Below are 13,631 nucleotides of genomic sequence, written 5' to 3' on the forward strand. Positions count from 1 at the left end.
CCGTCGCCACGACGCCGCCGGCCGCGTCGAGCCGCGCCGGAGCCGGTGGCGGCAGGGCGACGCTGGCGCGCTCATAGCGTTGCCCGACGCGTTCCCAATGGATGTTGCGCATCACCGCGTCGACATAGGCGGCGGCCTTGGCGCCGAACTCCATGTGATAGGCGTGCTCGTACATGTCGAGGGCGAGGACCGGGACGCCATCGGCGATGCCGTGCGTATGATCGGCGGCCCAGGCATTGACCAGATGGCCGGCGCGCGGCGACCAGCTCAGCAGCGTCCAGCCCGAGCCGCCGCCTTGCGCCTTGGCCATGGCGACGAACTCGGCGCGCCAGCGCGCGACGCTGCCGAAATCGCGCTCGAGCGCGGCGGCGAGGGGACCCCCCGGATCGTCGCCGCCGGACTCGCCGAGCCCGTCGAAATAGATCTCGTGCAGGATCATCGAGTTCATCGCGATGAGCTCCTCGCGCTTCAGCCCGTTGATCTCGAAGACCGGCGCGGTCGCCGGATCCAGCTTGCCGAACTCCGCGCGGATGGCGCCCAGGCGCTTCACGGCGCCCACATAGTTGTTGTCGTGGTGGCTCACGAGCAGCTTCTCGGAGAGCCCCGGCACCGCCTTCGGATCGAAGGGCAGGGGCTGTATGGCGAATCCGGCGGCGGCTGGCGGCGCGGGCTGCGCGGACGCCGCGGTCGCGGCGACGGCGCCGGCCAGGGCGACACCGCCCAGCAGCATGCGGCGGTCGAGGGTGGCTTCGGTCATGGGGCTTCCTTCAGGGTTTTAGCGATGGCCAAGGCCGGCGTGGCGGCGGCGTTCGCGTCTGGGCCGATCTGGATCATGCACACGCTCCCACCCGGCGCGGGCCGAGTTCTCAGGAGCGGGTCTTGGAGGGCGAACCCTCTGGCGCCGGGCGCCCGCGTCGGCCCGGAGCGGCTACCCTAGCGTCAACCGCCGGGGGATCAAGCCGCCAGCGTTCGCCGCCTAAGCGCCGAGCTGTGGACAGGCGTCGATGATGTGCTCGACCGCCTCGCGGGATTGGCCGGCGAACAGCCTGGTCTTCTGCGCGATCCGCGCCTCGACGGCGCGGCGCGAGGCGGCCGCCGATCCGCCACGCCGGACGCGCAGCTTGGCGGCAGCGGCCGCATAGTCGTCGGCGACATCGGAGACCTGGGCGGTCATCAAGGCCGGCCGATCCGGATCGGCCAGGCGGGCGTTTGCGAGGTAGGCCGCCGCGCAGTCTGCGTAGACCGTCCAGCCCGGCGCCGGGCGCGCCAATGCCTGCGGCGGTCCGGCGATGGCGGCGATCGCCACGGCGACGGCGGCGACCTTCAGCATCGCCGCCTACTTCGGCGCCTTGCCCGCGTCCTTCAGGTCCTTGTCGATGTCGTGCTTGTAGAGGCTGTCTTTCGGCCGCTGGATATAGCGGCCATGACACTGGAAGCAGGCGTCGTACATGGCGCTGCCGGCGTCGTTGGTCTTGTCGTGATCGTGAGCGGCGGCCGCCGTCATGCCGGCGATCCCGGCGGCGTTCAGCGCCATAGCGTACTTCATCCAGGGGCCGTTCGGGTCGCGGGCCCGGCCGTCCATCATCAGGAGATTCCCGGCCTCGGCGATCTGGGCGGCGGTGTCGATGTTGATGTCCCACTGCGCCTGGGCGGTGGGGACGCGGTCGTTGGCGCCCTTTTCATCGTCGACCTCGCCGGAATGGGCCCAGTAGGTCTCCGCCGCCGGATTGACGATGTGGCGCATGACGTCCTTCACCGACAGCAGCACGCGGCCCTGGGCGGCCGTCGCCGGCGCGGCGGGTTTGGGGGCCGGGCTTTGGGCCAGGGCGGGGACCGCGCAGGCCAGCACCAGGCCCGTCAGTAGAAGTGGCAGCCGCATCGAAGTTCCTCCCCGTTTGACGCCACCTTAGCGAGCGTGCGGGCCGGAGGAAGCCCCAACCTCCCCCGCGCGAACGGGGGAGGCGGATCGGAAGCCTTCGATCAGTAGCCGTGGATCACCAGGTCGGCGATCAGGCCGGTGGCGGCGGCCATCAGCACGAAGTTGCCGTCGGCGTAGATCCAGCGGTAGCCGGGCGGTGGCGGCCGCAGGCCGTAGTAGCCCCAATCCTGCACGTAGTAGCCGCGGTAGGCGACGGGCACATAGGTCCCGCGGCGCCAGCCGAAGTGGCTGATCGGGCGATAGCCGTAGCCGGGCGCGAACCAGTAGCCGGGACGCGGGCCGCGGAAGTCGCGCCACTCGGCGCGGCCTCGCCAGCTGTCGGCGCGGGCGCGGTCATAGCGCAGGTCACGGCGGTCCTGGTTGATCTCGCGGTGGTCGCGGTCGGCCTGGCGGCGGTCCTGATGCAGGTCGCGACGGTCTTCGTTCAGTTCGCGCCGGTCGTCCTGGCGCTCGGTCTGGGCGGCGGCGGCCATGGGCGCAGCGACGGCGGCCAGGGCCACGGCGGCGTAGAGCAGGTGCTTCATGTTCAGTTCTCCTCTTCGGTCGTCCCGATGAGGCCAAGCTGGCGTCCAGGCGCTGAACCCCCGCTGAACCGCACTGTTCAGTCAGGGTCAGGGATCCGCCGCGGCATTGGCGCGTCGCGGTCCGGCGGCGCGACGGGCCGGGCGGGCGCAGCGTCCGGCGCCGGACCGGCCTGCGCCTGAGCCGGGAGTGGCGGGATCAACAGCGGCTGCGGCTGTGGCAGTTCGAGCCGTCCGATAGAGGAGGCAGGGACGAGGGCGGATGCGACGTCCAGATGCGGCGGCCTCGCGGCAGCCGGCAGCCTCGCCGGCGCGGTCCGCGGTCCAGGCGGCGCCGTGAGCGTTGGCGTCGGCATCGGCGCCGCGGCGGGCTGCGGTGCGGCCGTCCCGCCGATCAGCTGGCCGACGGCGAGGGTCGAGGCGGTCGCGGGCGGCTCGGTGGGCGCGGCGGCCGGCGGTCGGGCGACGCCGATCAGCAGGAAGAGCGCCAGGCCCCCGCCCGCGCCGACGGCCCCGGCGGCGACCAGCGGGGTGACACGCAGCGCACGGCGGCTGGGCCGGTCGCGGCGTATCGCGCCCGTCGTGGCGGCGAGGCGCGGAGACGGGGCAAACGGCGGCGGCGCCAACAGCGGCGGTTCCGGCCGGGCGACGGTCGGCTGCGGCTCAAGCGCCGCTGGCGGCGGTGGCGCAGGCGGCGCCTCGGTTCGCGGCGGCGGGGCAGGGCGCCAACCGCCAAGCTTCAGTGGCGTCACCGGCAGGTGCGGCCAGACGCTTTCGCGGCTCCACGGATTGGCGGCGTCGTTCCGGAAGGGTGTCATGTCGCCTCCCTCTGCTGCCCGAAGACTGTGGGCGCAGTTCGGCGCTTCTGTGGCCGCCGGCGCAACCGCGGCCCGACCTCAGGGCTTGGGTGGAGCGGTGTAGAGCTCGACGTTGTTGCCTTCCGGATCGCGGATGAAATAGGCGACGTTCGGGATCACCTCGCGGTTCTCGACGCCTTGGCCCTTCAGCCAGTCGGCCAGGCCCTTGGCGTTGGGGACGGCCAGGATCACGCGGGAAAAAGCGTTGGCGCCCGCCGGCCGCGTGGTGCTCTTGGCCAGGGCCAGGATCGCGCCGGCCGACCCGTCGTCATAGCCCATGACGTATTCGTACGGCGTCCCGCCGCGCTGGATGGTGTCGCGCACGCCGAGGCCCAGCTTCTCGGAATACCAGGCCTTCTGCGCCTCCAGGTCGGTGACGTAGAGGCCGGGTCCGGCCACATGCGCCGGCTTCAGCGCCTCCGGCGGGCCCGCGGCCGTCGCCGCGCCCGCCGAGGCAAGCATCGCGGCGGCGCCCAGCGCCGCCATGGTCCAGGTCTTCATTGGTTTCCCCCTTTTTTGCGTCCCCGCCGCCATCCTGGCGGGTTCTGCAGGAGGAGGCTAGCTGTCCAGCACGCCTTCGCGGTCGGCCATGATGTGCTTGTAGACCGCCAGCGCCATGCCACGCACGCTGCGCGAGGCTGTGCCGAGCGCGGCTTCGCCGACCAGGGTGGCGCCTTGCGCCGCCAAGTCGTCCAGTTCGTCCGCCAGTTCGGTGAGCTTCTGGTAGACGGCGATGTCGGAAACTCCGGCCATGGCCACATCCTTTATCCCGGCCGGGCGGCGAGGCAAAGTCGACCGCGAGGACGCCCCACGCGCGGTTCAGCCCTCACTAACCACGTAATTTCACCTTGAATTGAGAGGCGGCGGCTTAGAGCGGGCGGCGTTATCGCTAACAGGACCCGCCGCTGGTGTTTCCGACCGCCCCTTTCCGGATGATGCGCCTGGGCTGCGCGATCGTCGTGCTGATCTGCGCGATCGTGCTGGTCTCGCCGCTGTCGATCCGCCAGATGGTCCTGCCCGGCGACCTGACGGTGGACGCGATCACCTTCTATGGAGTGACCGCCGGGGCCTATGGCCTGCTGCCCTTCGTGCGCCGCGGCGATATCGCCATCGTGGCCATGTGGGTGGTGCTAGGCGTCGGTATCGCGCCCTGTTTCCTCGGCCAGGAAATCTCGGCCTCGCACATGTTCGCCGACATGGCCGGCGTGCTGCTGGCCGCGGGGCCGATCTACATCGCGCGCTTCCGCCAGGTGGCCCAGGGCGATATCCGCCTCTACCGCCGCCGCCAGATCGAGGCCGCCGGGTTCATCGCACCCCCGGTCCAGGCCGAACCCGGCGCTATTTCAGTCCCTGCAGCCAGCTGATCACGACGGCCTCCAGCGCGATGCGCTTGCCGCTGTAGCTGTGGTCGGTCGTCTCGTGGTCGGTGGTGACCTGGGCGCCGCCGTCAGCCTTGATCGCCGCGACCAGCTTGTCGTTCAGGGGCGCCAAGCCGTCATCCGAGGTCACCACCAGCAGCGGCTTGGTCGACAGCCCCCTGGCCACCGCGGCGTTGAACGACAGCCGCGGCGAGAAGCCGATGATCTCGTCGGCCATCTTCTCCGCGGAGGTCCCGGCGAGGCTTTCCAGCTCGGTGGACATCGACTTGGTGATGATCGGCTTGGCGGCGGGAACCGCGCCGCGCCCGCCCATGTCCGCCGCCGAGATCATCACGGCGCCGGCCAGGCCGGGGTCCTGCGCCGCCGTCAGCGCCGTGACCCAGCCGCCCATGGAATGGCCGGCGATCACCAGCTTCCTGGTGTCGATCTGCAGCTTTGCCGCGTTGGCCGGGTCGCGCACGAAGGCCAGCACGGCCTTGGCGTCGGCCAGGTTGCCCTCGAAGCTGAACGACCCCGGGCTGCCCCAGGAGCCGCGATAGTTGAAGGTCACGCAGTTCCAGCCCGCGCGGCGGATCGCCTGGGCCAGGTCGAGGTTCTTCTCATTGCCCGGCAGGCCGTGCAGCAGGACCACGGTCGGGTGCGGCCCGGCGCCGCCGGCCAGGTAGGCGACGCCGTTGATCTCCAACCCGCCGCTCGGGATGTGCAGCACCTCCATCCGCGGCGGATTGGCCTTGTCGGCCGGCGGGTCGGTGAAGATCGCCGCCGGAATGGCCGGATGGCCGACCGCCTTTGCCTGCGCCCACTGCGGCGCGGCCGCCAGCGCCAGCAGGCTCGCCAGCAGGATCGTACGCTTCATCTCGCCCTCCGATTTACGTCGTATACTGAACCACAGGCCGAGCGGCGGCGAAAGGGCGGCCGCCGCCGAACCGTCGCCGCGGCCTAGATCTCCAGCCGATAGACCTTGGTCGCCGTGCCGGAAAAGAGCGCGGTCTTCTCGGCCGCGCCGGCGCCCTTGGCGATGTGCTTGAAGGCGTTCCAAAGGGTGGCGTAGTCGCAGGTCCCCATATCGACGGGGAAGTTGCTCTCGAACATGCAGCGCTCCGCCCCAAAGGCCTCGATGCAGGTCCCGATATAGGGCGCCCACTCCGTCGCCAGCTGCAGGGACGGCGCCCGCGGCTCTGCGAGGAACGAGGGGAAGTTGCAGAAGGCCATGGCCAGGCCGCCCAGCTTCACCACGACGTTCGGCGACTTGGCCAGCTCGCGGATATTGTCCCGCCAGACCCCGAACCGGGCCGGCAGCATGCCTTCATAGTCGCCCCGGCCGAGTGGCGTGCCCACGTGGTCGAGCACGATCGTGGTCTCGGGAAAGGCCCGCGCCAGGCTGATCACGTCAGGCAGTTGCGGCTCCAGCAGCCAGGCGTCGAAGCTGAGGCCCATGTGCGCGAGATGCTTGAATCCGCTCCGGAACTGATCCGACAGATAGAGCCCTTCCTCAACCCGGTTCAGCGGGCCCAGCACCGCCTTGTCCTGGTCGAAGGACGCTGAGTTACGGATGCCTTTGAACCGGCCGCCGCCAGCCCGCACATGGGCCTCCAGCACCGGCTTCACCGAATCGCCTAGCAGCAGGTCCGCCTTCGAGACGATGCCGGCGCAGGCGCGGAAATCCCCGTAGGTTCCGCTGGCGCTCATCGCCGCGACTCCGTTGACGAACTCGGTCTCGCCGATACAGCGGAAGTCCGCCGGGCCTTCGGCCTTGTACATCGCCCCGCACTCCACAAAGACCGTGGCGCGGACGTTGTGGCCGGAGCTGGTGTCGGCGATCAGCTCGTCCAGCAGATAGCGCCGGGCGTCGGCGATGGCGGTGATGAAGGGGTGCTCCGGTGTCTCCGCCGCGCCGGCGGTCGCGGGCGGCGCATAGTTCCGGCGGTCCCACAGATGGTGGTGCGGATCCACGATCGGCAGATCGGGGTCCAGGATCTCTTCGGCCATACGCATCCTCCCGCCTCTGAATTCAGAGTGCGGGCGACCCTAAGCCGCTCGGCAAGCTGCGCTCAACCCTCCGCGGCCCCGACTTCAGCCTTCGGCGGGAAGCGCGTAGGCTTTCAGGTTGCTCGGCAGGCGCATGGCGGCGCGGGTGGCGTCGCGGAACGTCTGGAAGCGGGCCGCCGCCTGGGCGTTGATCGCCCATTCGGCGCGTCCGGTGTCCCGGACAAGGTACTCCATGCCGTTAAGGCTGGTACGCGCGACAACTGCGGCGAATGCCATCTTGTGTCTCCGGCGTTGATGGAGCCGATTGTCTTGTTACGGCTCAGCTCGCCAGAGAGTTTCAAAACCCGTGCCGGACGACGGTCCTATTGCGGGGGATTGGCCCGCTTGGCCAGGAAGGCCGAGCCCTCCGGTGTGATGTCCCAGCCTTCGCGGCTGCGCTCGGCCAGGCCGAGTTCGGTCAGGGCGCGGGCGGCGGAGATGTTGATGAACGGCGCATCCTGGCCGCCCTTCTTGCGGGCCAGGTTCTGCAGGGCGTTCATTTGCGCGTCGGTCAACTCGGCCATGACTTGTACTCTACACCCTTCGCCGCTCAGCCGTGCGAGGCGAACAGCTTCAGCACCAGGCCCAGCACGGCCATGCCGATGAAGACCCACATGGCGATGGAGAACCCCACGGCCGCCAGCAGCCCGAGAATCCGGCTCGACCGGGTCGCCGGTGGCCGCTTCTCGTGCTCGCCCTCGCCCTGGGGAGGTTCCATGCTCGCCCCGTCCACGACACCTCAGCCTGCCGGTTCTTGTCTGCGCGCCGCCCCTGCGCATTCCGCAAAGTCGATGACTCGCGCACCGCCGCCAGTTGCAACTAAGGGGCCACGTCCGCGTCTGCGGCGCAAGGGTCCACGGTTACGCTGCGCCGACGGAGGATTTCCGTTCGACACACAGCCTTGCCGATCCGCGCGTCAGGGCGCCTTGGGCGGCGCGATGGCGGTCAGCTCGACGTCGAAGATCAAGGTCGCGTCGGGCGGGATGCCCCGCTTCTGGATGGCCTGCGCCTGGGGCCCGGAGGTCGCCGGCTGGAACGGCCGCCCGGGGCCATAGGCCAGGTAGGGCGGCATGGTGATCCGCCAGTGGTCGCCGACCCGCATCAGCTGCAGGGCCGCGCTCATCCCGGGGATCACGCCGTTGACCGCGAAGGTCGAGATCCCGGTCCCGTCGCCGGGCGAGGTGGAGAACACCTCACCGCTTTCGAAGCGGCCGATGTAGCGCATGGCCACCGTGTCGGCCCGCGTCGGATGAGGGCCGGCCGCCGGCCCTGACGCCAGGACCTGGTAGCTGATGCCGGGCAGGGCGATCGTCTTGCCGCCGGGCGGCTGGGCGGCGGCGGCGTGGGCGAGGCCCAGGCTGGCGGCGAGCGTGAGGACGAGGACGGAGAGGCGGCGGCGCATGGGCCGACTATAGTCGGTTCGCGGACCATCTCCACAGCCGCGCCGGATGGGACTACCGTCGCAAGGTTGAGTCCGCGCCGGGACGGGCCGGGCGGCCAAAGGGAGGCTTTGAAGGACATGAAGCTTAAGACGTTCGGTCTGGCGCTCGTCGCCACGGCGTTCATGGCGGGCAGTGCGCTCGCGCAGGCGGGCACCATGCAGCCGATTCCGAACCCGCCGGAAAAGGCCAAGCCCATGCACCACAAGAAGAAGGCCAAGGCTGCGGCCCCGGCCGACGCGACCAAGCCCGCCGATGCGGCGAAGTCGGCCGACAAGCCGAAGAAGTAGCCCGCACGTCCCCTCCTTCTCAGATGCGGAGGAGGGGACGGCGATGGCGGGCGGGTCTCAGGCGGCGGTTGCGGCCGTCGCGCGGCGGCGCGCGCGGATCAGGGCGCCGGCCCCGCCGAAGCCCAGCATCATCAGCGCCCAGGACGCCGGTTCCGGAGCGGCCGCGGCGGCCGCGCCGGCCACGGCGAGCGACAGGGTTCCGCTGAACGAGCCGTTCTGGCCGCTGGAGCCCTTGACCACCAAGGTCTGGGCCCCGCCGACGACCGGCAGGCCGGTCAGCGAGCGCAAATCCACCTGACCCTTGTCGTCGATGTTCAGCGCCTGGCCGTCGAAGGTCACCGAGGTGAAGTTGACGTTGTCCTTGGCGCCAGGCGTGAAATTCGACGCGATCGTCGCGCCCGCCATGCCGGTCGGCATCATGAAGTCGAAGGTGTCGGTGAAGGCGCCGGCGCCGATCGCGGTGTCGCCGAACGCGCCGGTCAACGACCCGTCCGGCCCGGCCGGCGAAAAGCTCATCGATTGGGCGGCGCTCGCCTGGGAGGCGGCAGCCAGCATCGCGACCGCCAGAGTGGCGGCGCCAACGACAGATTTCATGATCCGGTCCTTTGGGAAGTTTGTCCCTCGGGCCGCCAAACCCGGCCCGGCGGCCAAGGGTTCCTCGGCTCCGCGCGCTTTCAGCGGCTAAGGTTCGGATTTCGTTACGGTAAAGTTGCGAGAAAGCCACACTCTCCGCCGGCGGACGATCGGCCCCGGCGCGGCTAAGCTCAGCCCCGCAGCACCGCCTCGTGTTCGTCGAAGGCCGCCCGGGCCAGGGGCCGCAGGACCGCGACGAGCGGTTTGATCTGCTCGGCGCACTCGAGCATGTAGTCGAAGGCCTGCTTGCGGTATTCGGCCTGGGTTGCGATCTGCGCCGCCGCGTCCGCGCCCGCGGCAACCTCCAGCACGGCGATCTGCGCCGCGGCGTCCGTCACCCCTTCTAGCGCAAGCGTGATCCGCACCATCAGGCCGTGGATCTGCGCGCGCACCTTGGCGTCGCGCAGGTCGTAGAGCTGCTCGCGGTTGCGGTCATAGGTGTCGGTCTCGCGCCGCACCGCGCGCAGCATGCGCATGGTCAGTGGCCCATAGGGGTCGCCGCGCCCGCGCATCTCATCGGTGATCCGCGTGATCAGCTCCAGGGCCGACAGGATCTCGCCGAACAGCAGGGCCGCGCTGCGCTCCCGCTCGCGCCGCCGCAGGATCCCCTCCATCTGCGTCGCCGCAAACCCGCCGACGGTCGCCAGCAAGGCGCCGATCACCACCGACCACAGGGTGTCTGAGCCGCCTAGATTCAATGGCCGTTCCCCGCTCGCCCGCCGTCACCCTAAGCGCGCGCAGGGCCCTGCGCCAGCCGCCCTAACGGCCGGCGTCGGCGACCTTGGCCTTGGCCACGGCCTCGTCATGACGGGCGCCGGCCAGCACGTTGGGCAGGGAATAGTTCCCCTCGTGACAGGCGTGCTCGTACATCGGCAGCTTGGTGCGGAACCAGGAGAACTCCCCCAGCCAGGGCGCGGTGAAGACCTTCGGGTCCACCACGGTGAACTGGTAGAGCAGCTCGCGGTCCGAGATCGGCGTCAGGCGTTCGATCACCGTCGCGTCGCCCGAGACGATCAGGGTCGGCGCGAGCCGGACGCGGTCGCCATCGGGCATGCCCACGGTCTCGATGACCAGGGTGGCGCCTTCCCAGCGACCGATGGAATCGCCCAGCCGCGACCACAGCGCCCGGGGCGCGTGCTGGCTGGTCAGCGGCACGATGCGCACGTCGTCGCCGTACTCGGCGAGGATCACCACCTGATCGCGCGTCCGGACGATCTGGATCTCGCTGTCCAGGCTGAACGACGAGAGCGGCGGCTGGCCGTCGCCGACCAGGCAACGCTCGGCGTTCGGTCGCTGTTCGGGGTTGTCGGAGGAGCCGTCGGGCGGAAAGCCCTCGGCCTCCTTCCGCGCGGCGGCGGTGTAGGGCAGCTTGCCGTCCACAGGCAGCACGACGACCCGGGCGCGCCGCTGGCCGCGGACGATCGGCAGCCCGTCGGACTGCGGCACCAACGACGGCAACTCCGGGTCGAGGCCCGCGGCGAACTGTTCCGACAGCGCCTTGCCCACGGCGGCGGCGATGACCTTGGCGTCCTTCTCGGAGACCACCAGCTGCGGCGTTCCGGGCGGCGCCTCCATCGGCAGGATGAAGTTGATCCGCCAGACCCCTTCGAGGCTGGGCTTGGCATGGGCGCCCCGCGCCGGCGCCGGGCTCTGACCCAGGGCCGACCCGGCCATGGCGAGGCCGAACGCCAGCACCCCCGCGGCCATGGTGATCCGCATTCCGATCCCCCGATCTGCGCCCCGCGCCTGGCGAGGCGTTGTCGCGCATTGTTACCGGAACGCTGTTATTTGCAATCGCGCTCCGGTTGAAATTGGAACGAAAATAGAACGCGCTTCTCCCCTCGCGGGAGAAGGGACCCGCGGCGCCACCCGGCCTTGCCTAGGGGCGCGGCGGCCGCCACTGTCGCCCGCGGCGACAGGGGAGGCGAGGGCATGAGCGTGACGAAGATCTGCAGTGGGGTGATCGCCCTGATGGCGCTGGCCGCCGTGTCGGCCGCCCATGCGGCCGCGCCGCCTCCGCCGCGCGACGTCCACGACCACGCCCAGGTGGAGCGCTTCATCCGCGCCTGCGAGGCGGAATGGGCGGCGCAGGACGCCACCAACGACACCGCGTCCTCCAAGGTCTGCCTGGCGGACGATTATCAAGGCGTCTCGTCGCACGCGCACGTCGTCAACAAGGCCCAGGCGATGCAGGCTGACCCTGGCCCGATCACCGTCGTCTCCGACACCGTCGACTACATCCACATCCGCTTCCCGACGCCCGACGTGGCCATCGCCCAGGGCGGCGAGACGGCCGTCAACAAGGACGGCTCCCGACGCAGCCTTATCTGGACGGACACCTGGCTCCTGCGCGCCGGCCAATGGCAGATCGTCACTTCCCAGGACTCGGTCCTGGCCAAGCCCTACGAGCGCGCGAAGCCGTAGGCTGGGTGCGCCCTTCTCCCTCACGGGAGAAGGTGTCAGGCGAACGCCTGACGGATAAGGGGGACGAAGGGGATTAGGGCGCCAACTTCCCCCTCATCCGACCACTTCGCGTCCACCTTCTCCCGCGAGGGGAGAAAGAACCGATGCCCTCGTCCTTGACGAAGCCTGGTGTCGGAGCGGCCATCTGGGCGCGGGGCTTAAGGAAATTTCCGAGCCGCATATCGCGAGCTGGACGGTGGTCAAAACTGTCGGCCGCTGCGATGAAGCTCGCCAATCTCCGCAATACGCTCCCTCGCCTGGATGATGTCGGCTACGAGCTTCGCCATCTGCGGTCGGTAATAGGCAAAATGCTCGGGTGGCTTTGGCTGGGGCGGTCGTGCGCTCGGGGCTAGGTGTAGATACTTCCGCCTCCACCTTGCCCACTTTCCCTCAAAGTCGAACTGTAGGCGTGTGCCATGGAGGCCAAAGACGTGGTCGGCGTTGGCTTCGCTGATTTCTCGGAGGTTGTGAGCAAGATCGTCTCTCTTGCTGCTCAGTCCATGCACGTGCGCGAGGAAGGCTTCGAAGTTCTTCAAAGCCTCCGGCTTCGCGGATGGTTTGTGAAGTCGTGCCCAATCTTGAAGTCGCCCGTAGAAGCCTTGCTCGATGGAGCCGATGACGAATGCGGATTTGCGATTTGGATCTCGCGCTCGCCAAGTTTCAGTGATGACCCGCTGATCTAACCAAGCCCACTCCATGATGATCTCGCCTACCATCGCGAAAGCTTGTTCTCGGTACATCGCCATGGTCGACACCCCCCTTGGAGACAAAGACTATCTCGCTGCCTGAAGCTGAATACGCTGGGCGTCGCGAGCAACACCCACAGAAAAACCCCGCCAACGTCACCGCCAGCGGGGCTTCCCAAACTCTCAAACCAGACCAAGCCGCGCTAACCGCGGCCCAGCCTCAATACCCCTGGATCTTCGCGTACCGGTCCCGGTGGAACGCCTGGTTGCCGAACGCCGCTTCGGCCGCGCGGGCGCGCTTCAGGTAGAAGCCCGCGTCGTGGGCGTCGGTCATGCCGATGCCGCCGTGCATCTGGACCATCTCGTTGGAGACCAGGTGGAAGGTGTCGCCCATCTTGGCCTTGGCGAGGCTGACCAGCTCCGGCACGTCGGGGCTGTCGGCGTCGATGGCGGCCAGCGCGGCTTCCACCGCCGAGCGCGACAGTTCCAGGTCGGTGAACATCTTGGCCGCGCGGTGCTGCAGGGCCTGGAAGGAGCCGATCACCTGGCCGAACTGCACGCGGACCTTCAGGTAGTCGAGGGTGGTCTCGAAGGCCTGGATGGCGGAGCCCAGCATCTCGGCGGCGACGCCGGCGCGGGCCCGGTCGAGCACCTTGTCCACCAGCGCCGCGCCGCCGGTCAGCGGCTCAGCGGCGGCGTCCTTGAACTCGATGTTGGCGGCGCCGCGGCTGTCGGCGAGCTGCAGGCGGTGGCGGCTGACGCCCGGGTCATTGGCCTTCACCAGATAGAGGCCGATGCCGTCCGGGCCCTTGGCCGAGACGACCAGAACGTCCGCGGCCATGCCCTCCAGCACGAAGGTCTTCTTGCCGGTGATCTTGCCGCCCTTGAACTCGGTGGCGACCTTCTCCGGGTTGTGGTGCGGGCCTTCGTCGATGGCGAGCGCGCCGACCGCGGTCCCTTCGGCGATCTTCGGCAGCCATTCCGACTTCTGCGCGTCGGACCCGCCCAGGATCAGCGCCGAGGCCGCGGCCAGGCCGGACGACAGGAGCGGGGAGGCGGTGAGCGTGCGGCCGAGCTCTTCCAGGACCAGGCCCAGGCTCAGGTAGCCGAAGTTGGAGCCGCCGTATTCCTCCGGGATGATCACCCCGGCCCAGCCCATTTCCGCCATCTCGTTCCAGGCGGTGACGTCGTAGCCCAGCTCGGCGCCGCTATCGCGCATCTTGCGGAAGGCGGTGACCGGGGACTTTTCCTGCACCCAGCTCTTGGCTGCGTCGCGCAGCATGCTCTGTTCTTCGCTCAGAACGGCCATGTCTTGGTTCCTCTCAAATCTCTCGTTGTTCGAAACCCCTCTCGCTCGTCATCCCGGGCCTTGTGCCGGGGATCCATACTCGCCGGC

The 13,631-nt window shown here is 69.5% G+C and carries 21 protein-coding genes; 4 read left to right on the top strand and 17 right to left on the bottom strand.

From position 1 onward, the window contains the following. The 7 genes from VHS75_RS16630 to VHS75_RS16660 all read right to left on the bottom strand — a co-directional run. Positions 1 to 757 (bottom strand): Fe-Mn family superoxide dismutase (locus VHS75_RS16630; protein WP_329639731.1); only part of this gene is annotated, 757 nt, incomplete at its 3' end. A 219-nt stretch (positions 758 to 976) separates the two neighbouring features. Further along, positions 977 to 1,330, bottom strand: a complete 354-nt coding sequence (locus VHS75_RS16635; protein WP_329639732.1) for a hypothetical protein — start codon at positions 1,328 to 1,330, stop codon at positions 977 to 979. A gap of 6 nt (positions 1,331 to 1,336) precedes the next feature. Continuing rightward, positions 1,337 to 1,879 carry a hypothetical protein gene (locus VHS75_RS16640; protein WP_329639733.1) on the bottom strand — a complete coding sequence of 181 codons (543 nt, stop codon included), beginning with the start codon at positions 1,877 to 1,879 and terminating at the stop codon, positions 1,337 to 1,339. A 101-nt stretch (positions 1,880 to 1,980) separates the two neighbouring features. After that, positions 1,981 to 2,463 carry an RcnB family protein gene (locus tag VHS75_RS16645; RefSeq protein ID WP_329639734.1) on the bottom strand — a complete coding sequence of 161 codons (483 nt, stop codon included), beginning with the start codon at positions 2,461 to 2,463 and terminating at the stop codon, positions 1,981 to 1,983. 77 nt (positions 2,464 to 2,540) lie between these two features. After that, complete coding sequence (locus VHS75_RS16650; RefSeq protein ID WP_329639735.1) at positions 2,541 to 3,278, bottom strand: hypothetical protein; 738 nt, start codon at positions 3,276 to 3,278, stop codon at positions 2,541 to 2,543. Positions 3,279 to 3,356: 78 nt separating this feature from the next. After that, on the bottom strand, positions 3,357 to 3,818 hold the full coding sequence (locus tag VHS75_RS16655) for a VOC family protein (protein WP_329639736.1): 462 nt from the start codon (positions 3,816 to 3,818) through the stop codon (positions 3,357 to 3,359). Between the two features lie 57 nt (positions 3,819 to 3,875). Next, the gene (locus VHS75_RS16660; RefSeq protein WP_329639737.1) at positions 3,876 to 4,070 is read right to left on the bottom strand and encodes a hypothetical protein; all 195 of its coding nucleotides are present in this window, start codon (positions 4,068 to 4,070) and stop codon (positions 3,876 to 3,878) included. A 155-nt stretch (positions 4,071 to 4,225) separates the two neighbouring features. Here VHS75_RS16660 and VHS75_RS16665 point away from each other — a divergent pair, with 155 nt between their 5' ends. Beyond that, the gene (locus VHS75_RS16665) at positions 4,226 to 4,681 is read left to right on the top strand and encodes a hypothetical protein (protein ID WP_329639738.1); all 456 of its coding nucleotides are present in this window, start codon (positions 4,226 to 4,228) and stop codon (positions 4,679 to 4,681) included. Here VHS75_RS16665 and VHS75_RS16670 read toward each other — a convergent pair. The 6 genes from VHS75_RS16670 to VHS75_RS16695 all read right to left on the bottom strand — a co-directional run bounded on the left by VHS75_RS16670 (position 4,656) and on the right by VHS75_RS16695 (position 8,126). Continuing rightward, positions 4,656 to 5,552, bottom strand: a complete 897-nt coding sequence (locus VHS75_RS16670; RefSeq protein WP_329639739.1) for an alpha/beta hydrolase family protein — start codon at positions 5,550 to 5,552, stop codon at positions 4,656 to 4,658. The two genes, VHS75_RS16665 and VHS75_RS16670, sit on opposite strands and share 26 nt — an antisense overlap. An 83-nt stretch (positions 5,553 to 5,635) precedes the next feature. Beyond that, on the bottom strand, positions 5,636 to 6,685 hold the full coding sequence (locus VHS75_RS16675; RefSeq protein WP_329639740.1) for an amidohydrolase family protein: 1,050 nt from the start codon (positions 6,683 to 6,685) through the stop codon (positions 5,636 to 5,638). Between the two features lie 84 nt (positions 6,686 to 6,769). After that, the gene (locus tag VHS75_RS16680) at positions 6,770 to 6,961 is read right to left on the bottom strand and encodes a hypothetical protein (RefSeq protein ID WP_329639741.1); all 192 of its coding nucleotides are present in this window, start codon (positions 6,959 to 6,961) and stop codon (positions 6,770 to 6,772) included. Between the two features lie 86 nt (positions 6,962 to 7,047). Continuing rightward, on the bottom strand, positions 7,048 to 7,248 hold the full coding sequence (locus VHS75_RS16685) for a hypothetical protein (RefSeq protein WP_329639742.1): 201 nt from the start codon (positions 7,246 to 7,248) through the stop codon (positions 7,048 to 7,050). Between the two features lie 26 nt (positions 7,249 to 7,274). Beyond that, positions 7,275 to 7,442: a hypothetical protein gene (locus VHS75_RS16690; protein ID WP_329639743.1), complete on the bottom strand. Its 168-nt coding sequence runs from the start codon at positions 7,440 to 7,442 to the stop codon at positions 7,275 to 7,277. A 198-nt stretch (positions 7,443 to 7,640) separates the two neighbouring features. Further along, entirely contained in the window at positions 7,641 to 8,126 is a 486-nt protein-coding gene (locus VHS75_RS16695; RefSeq protein WP_329639744.1) for an FKBP-type peptidyl-prolyl cis-trans isomerase, read from the bottom strand. Between the two features lie 117 nt (positions 8,127 to 8,243). Between VHS75_RS16695 and VHS75_RS16700 the strand changes: the two genes are divergently transcribed. Next, positions 8,244 to 8,453 (top strand): hypothetical protein, encoded by a 210-nt coding sequence (locus VHS75_RS16700; protein ID WP_329639745.1) that lies wholly within the window; start codon positions 8,244 to 8,246, stop codon positions 8,451 to 8,453. A 57-nt stretch (positions 8,454 to 8,510) separates the two neighbouring features. Here the strand turns inward: VHS75_RS16700 and VHS75_RS16705 are convergent, their stop codons facing one another. The 3 genes from VHS75_RS16705 to VHS75_RS16715 form a co-directional block, all read right to left on the bottom strand. Continuing rightward, complete coding sequence (locus VHS75_RS16705; RefSeq protein ID WP_329639746.1) at positions 8,511 to 9,047, bottom strand: FxDxF family PEP-CTERM protein; 537 nt, start codon at positions 9,045 to 9,047, stop codon at positions 8,511 to 8,513. Positions 9,048 to 9,217: 170 nt separating this feature from the next. Beyond that, complete coding sequence (locus VHS75_RS16710) at positions 9,218 to 9,784, bottom strand: hypothetical protein (RefSeq protein WP_329639747.1); 567 nt, start codon at positions 9,782 to 9,784, stop codon at positions 9,218 to 9,220. A gap of 61 nt (positions 9,785 to 9,845) precedes the next feature. After that, the gene (locus VHS75_RS16715; RefSeq protein WP_329639748.1) at positions 9,846 to 10,805 is read right to left on the bottom strand and encodes a hypothetical protein; all 960 of its coding nucleotides are present in this window, start codon (positions 10,803 to 10,805) and stop codon (positions 9,846 to 9,848) included. Between the two features lie 213 nt (positions 10,806 to 11,018). Between VHS75_RS16715 and VHS75_RS16720 the strand changes: the two genes are divergently transcribed. Then, entirely contained in the window at positions 11,019 to 11,510 is a 492-nt protein-coding gene (locus tag VHS75_RS16720; RefSeq protein WP_329639749.1) for a nuclear transport factor 2 family protein, read from the top strand. Positions 11,511 to 11,965: 455 nt separating this feature from the next. Continuing rightward, complete coding sequence (locus tag VHS75_RS16725) at positions 11,966 to 12,232, top strand: hypothetical protein (protein WP_329639750.1); 267 nt, start codon at positions 11,966 to 11,968, stop codon at positions 12,230 to 12,232. 223 nt (positions 12,233 to 12,455) lie between these two features. Here the strand turns inward: VHS75_RS16725 and VHS75_RS16730 are convergent, their stop codons facing one another. After that, positions 12,456 to 13,544: an acyl-CoA dehydrogenase family protein gene (locus tag VHS75_RS16730; RefSeq protein WP_329639751.1), complete on the bottom strand. Its 1,089-nt coding sequence runs from the start codon at positions 13,542 to 13,544 to the stop codon at positions 12,456 to 12,458. Positions 13,545 to 13,631: the final 87 nt, after the last annotated feature.

It is taken from the genome of Phenylobacterium sp., assembly GCF_036264965.1.
Taxonomy (GTDB): domain Bacteria; phylum Pseudomonadota; class Alphaproteobacteria; order Caulobacterales; family Caulobacteraceae; genus Phenylobacterium.

Excerpts from the sequence above, each read along its gene's own strand:
- VHS75_RS16635 (WP_329639732.1), bottom strand. The coding sequence starts at position 1,330 with ATGCTGAAGGTCGCCGCCGTCGCCGTGGCGATCGCCGCCATCGCCGGA.
- VHS75_RS16640 (WP_329639733.1), bottom strand. The coding sequence starts at position 1,879 with ATGCGGCTGCCACTTCTACTGACGGGCCTGGTGCTGGCCTGCGCGGTC.
- VHS75_RS16645 (WP_329639734.1), bottom strand. The coding sequence starts at position 2,463 with ATGAAGCACCTGCTCTACGCCGCCGTGGCCCTGGCCGCCGTCGCTGCG.
- VHS75_RS16650 (WP_329639735.1), bottom strand. The coding sequence starts at position 3,278 with ATGACACCCTTCCGGAACGACGCCGCCAATCCGTGGAGCCGCGAAAGC.
- VHS75_RS16655 (WP_329639736.1), bottom strand. The coding sequence starts at position 3,818 with ATGAAGACCTGGACCATGGCGGCGCTGGGCGCCGCCGCGATGCTTGCC.
- VHS75_RS16660 (WP_329639737.1), bottom strand. The coding sequence starts at position 4,070 with ATGGCCGGAGTTTCCGACATCGCCGTCTACCAGAAGCTCACCGAACTG.
- VHS75_RS16670 (WP_329639739.1), bottom strand. The coding sequence starts at position 5,552 with ATGAAGCGTACGATCCTGCTGGCGAGCCTGCTGGCGCTGGCGGCCGCG.
- VHS75_RS16675 (WP_329639740.1), bottom strand. The coding sequence starts at position 6,685 with ATGGCCGAAGAGATCCTGGACCCCGATCTGCCGATCGTGGATCCGCAC.
- VHS75_RS16680 (WP_329639741.1), bottom strand. The coding sequence starts at position 6,961 with ATGGCATTCGCCGCAGTTGTCGCGCGTACCAGCCTTAACGGCATGGAG.
- VHS75_RS16685 (WP_329639742.1), bottom strand. The coding sequence starts at position 7,248 with ATGGCCGAGTTGACCGACGCGCAAATGAACGCCCTGCAGAACCTGGCC.
- VHS75_RS16690 (WP_329639743.1), bottom strand. The coding sequence starts at position 7,442 with ATGGAACCTCCCCAGGGCGAGGGCGAGCACGAGAAGCGGCCACCGGCG.
- VHS75_RS16695 (WP_329639744.1), bottom strand. The coding sequence starts at position 8,126 with ATGCGCCGCCGCCTCTCCGTCCTCGTCCTCACGCTCGCCGCCAGCCTG.
- VHS75_RS16700 (WP_329639745.1), top strand. The coding sequence starts at position 8,244 with ATGAAGCTTAAGACGTTCGGTCTGGCGCTCGTCGCCACGGCGTTCATG.
- VHS75_RS16705 (WP_329639746.1), bottom strand. The coding sequence starts at position 9,047 with ATGAAATCTGTCGTTGGCGCCGCCACTCTGGCGGTCGCGATGCTGGCT.
- VHS75_RS16715 (WP_329639748.1), bottom strand. The coding sequence starts at position 10,805 with ATGCGGATCACCATGGCCGCGGGGGTGCTGGCGTTCGGCCTCGCCATG.
- VHS75_RS16720 (WP_329639749.1), top strand. The coding sequence starts at position 11,019 with ATGAGCGTGACGAAGATCTGCAGTGGGGTGATCGCCCTGATGGCGCTG.
- VHS75_RS16725 (WP_329639750.1), top strand. The coding sequence starts at position 11,966 with ATGGAGGCCAAAGACGTGGTCGGCGTTGGCTTCGCTGATTTCTCGGAG.
- VHS75_RS16730 (WP_329639751.1), bottom strand. The coding sequence starts at position 13,544 with ATGGCCGTTCTGAGCGAAGAACAGAGCATGCTGCGCGACGCAGCCAAG.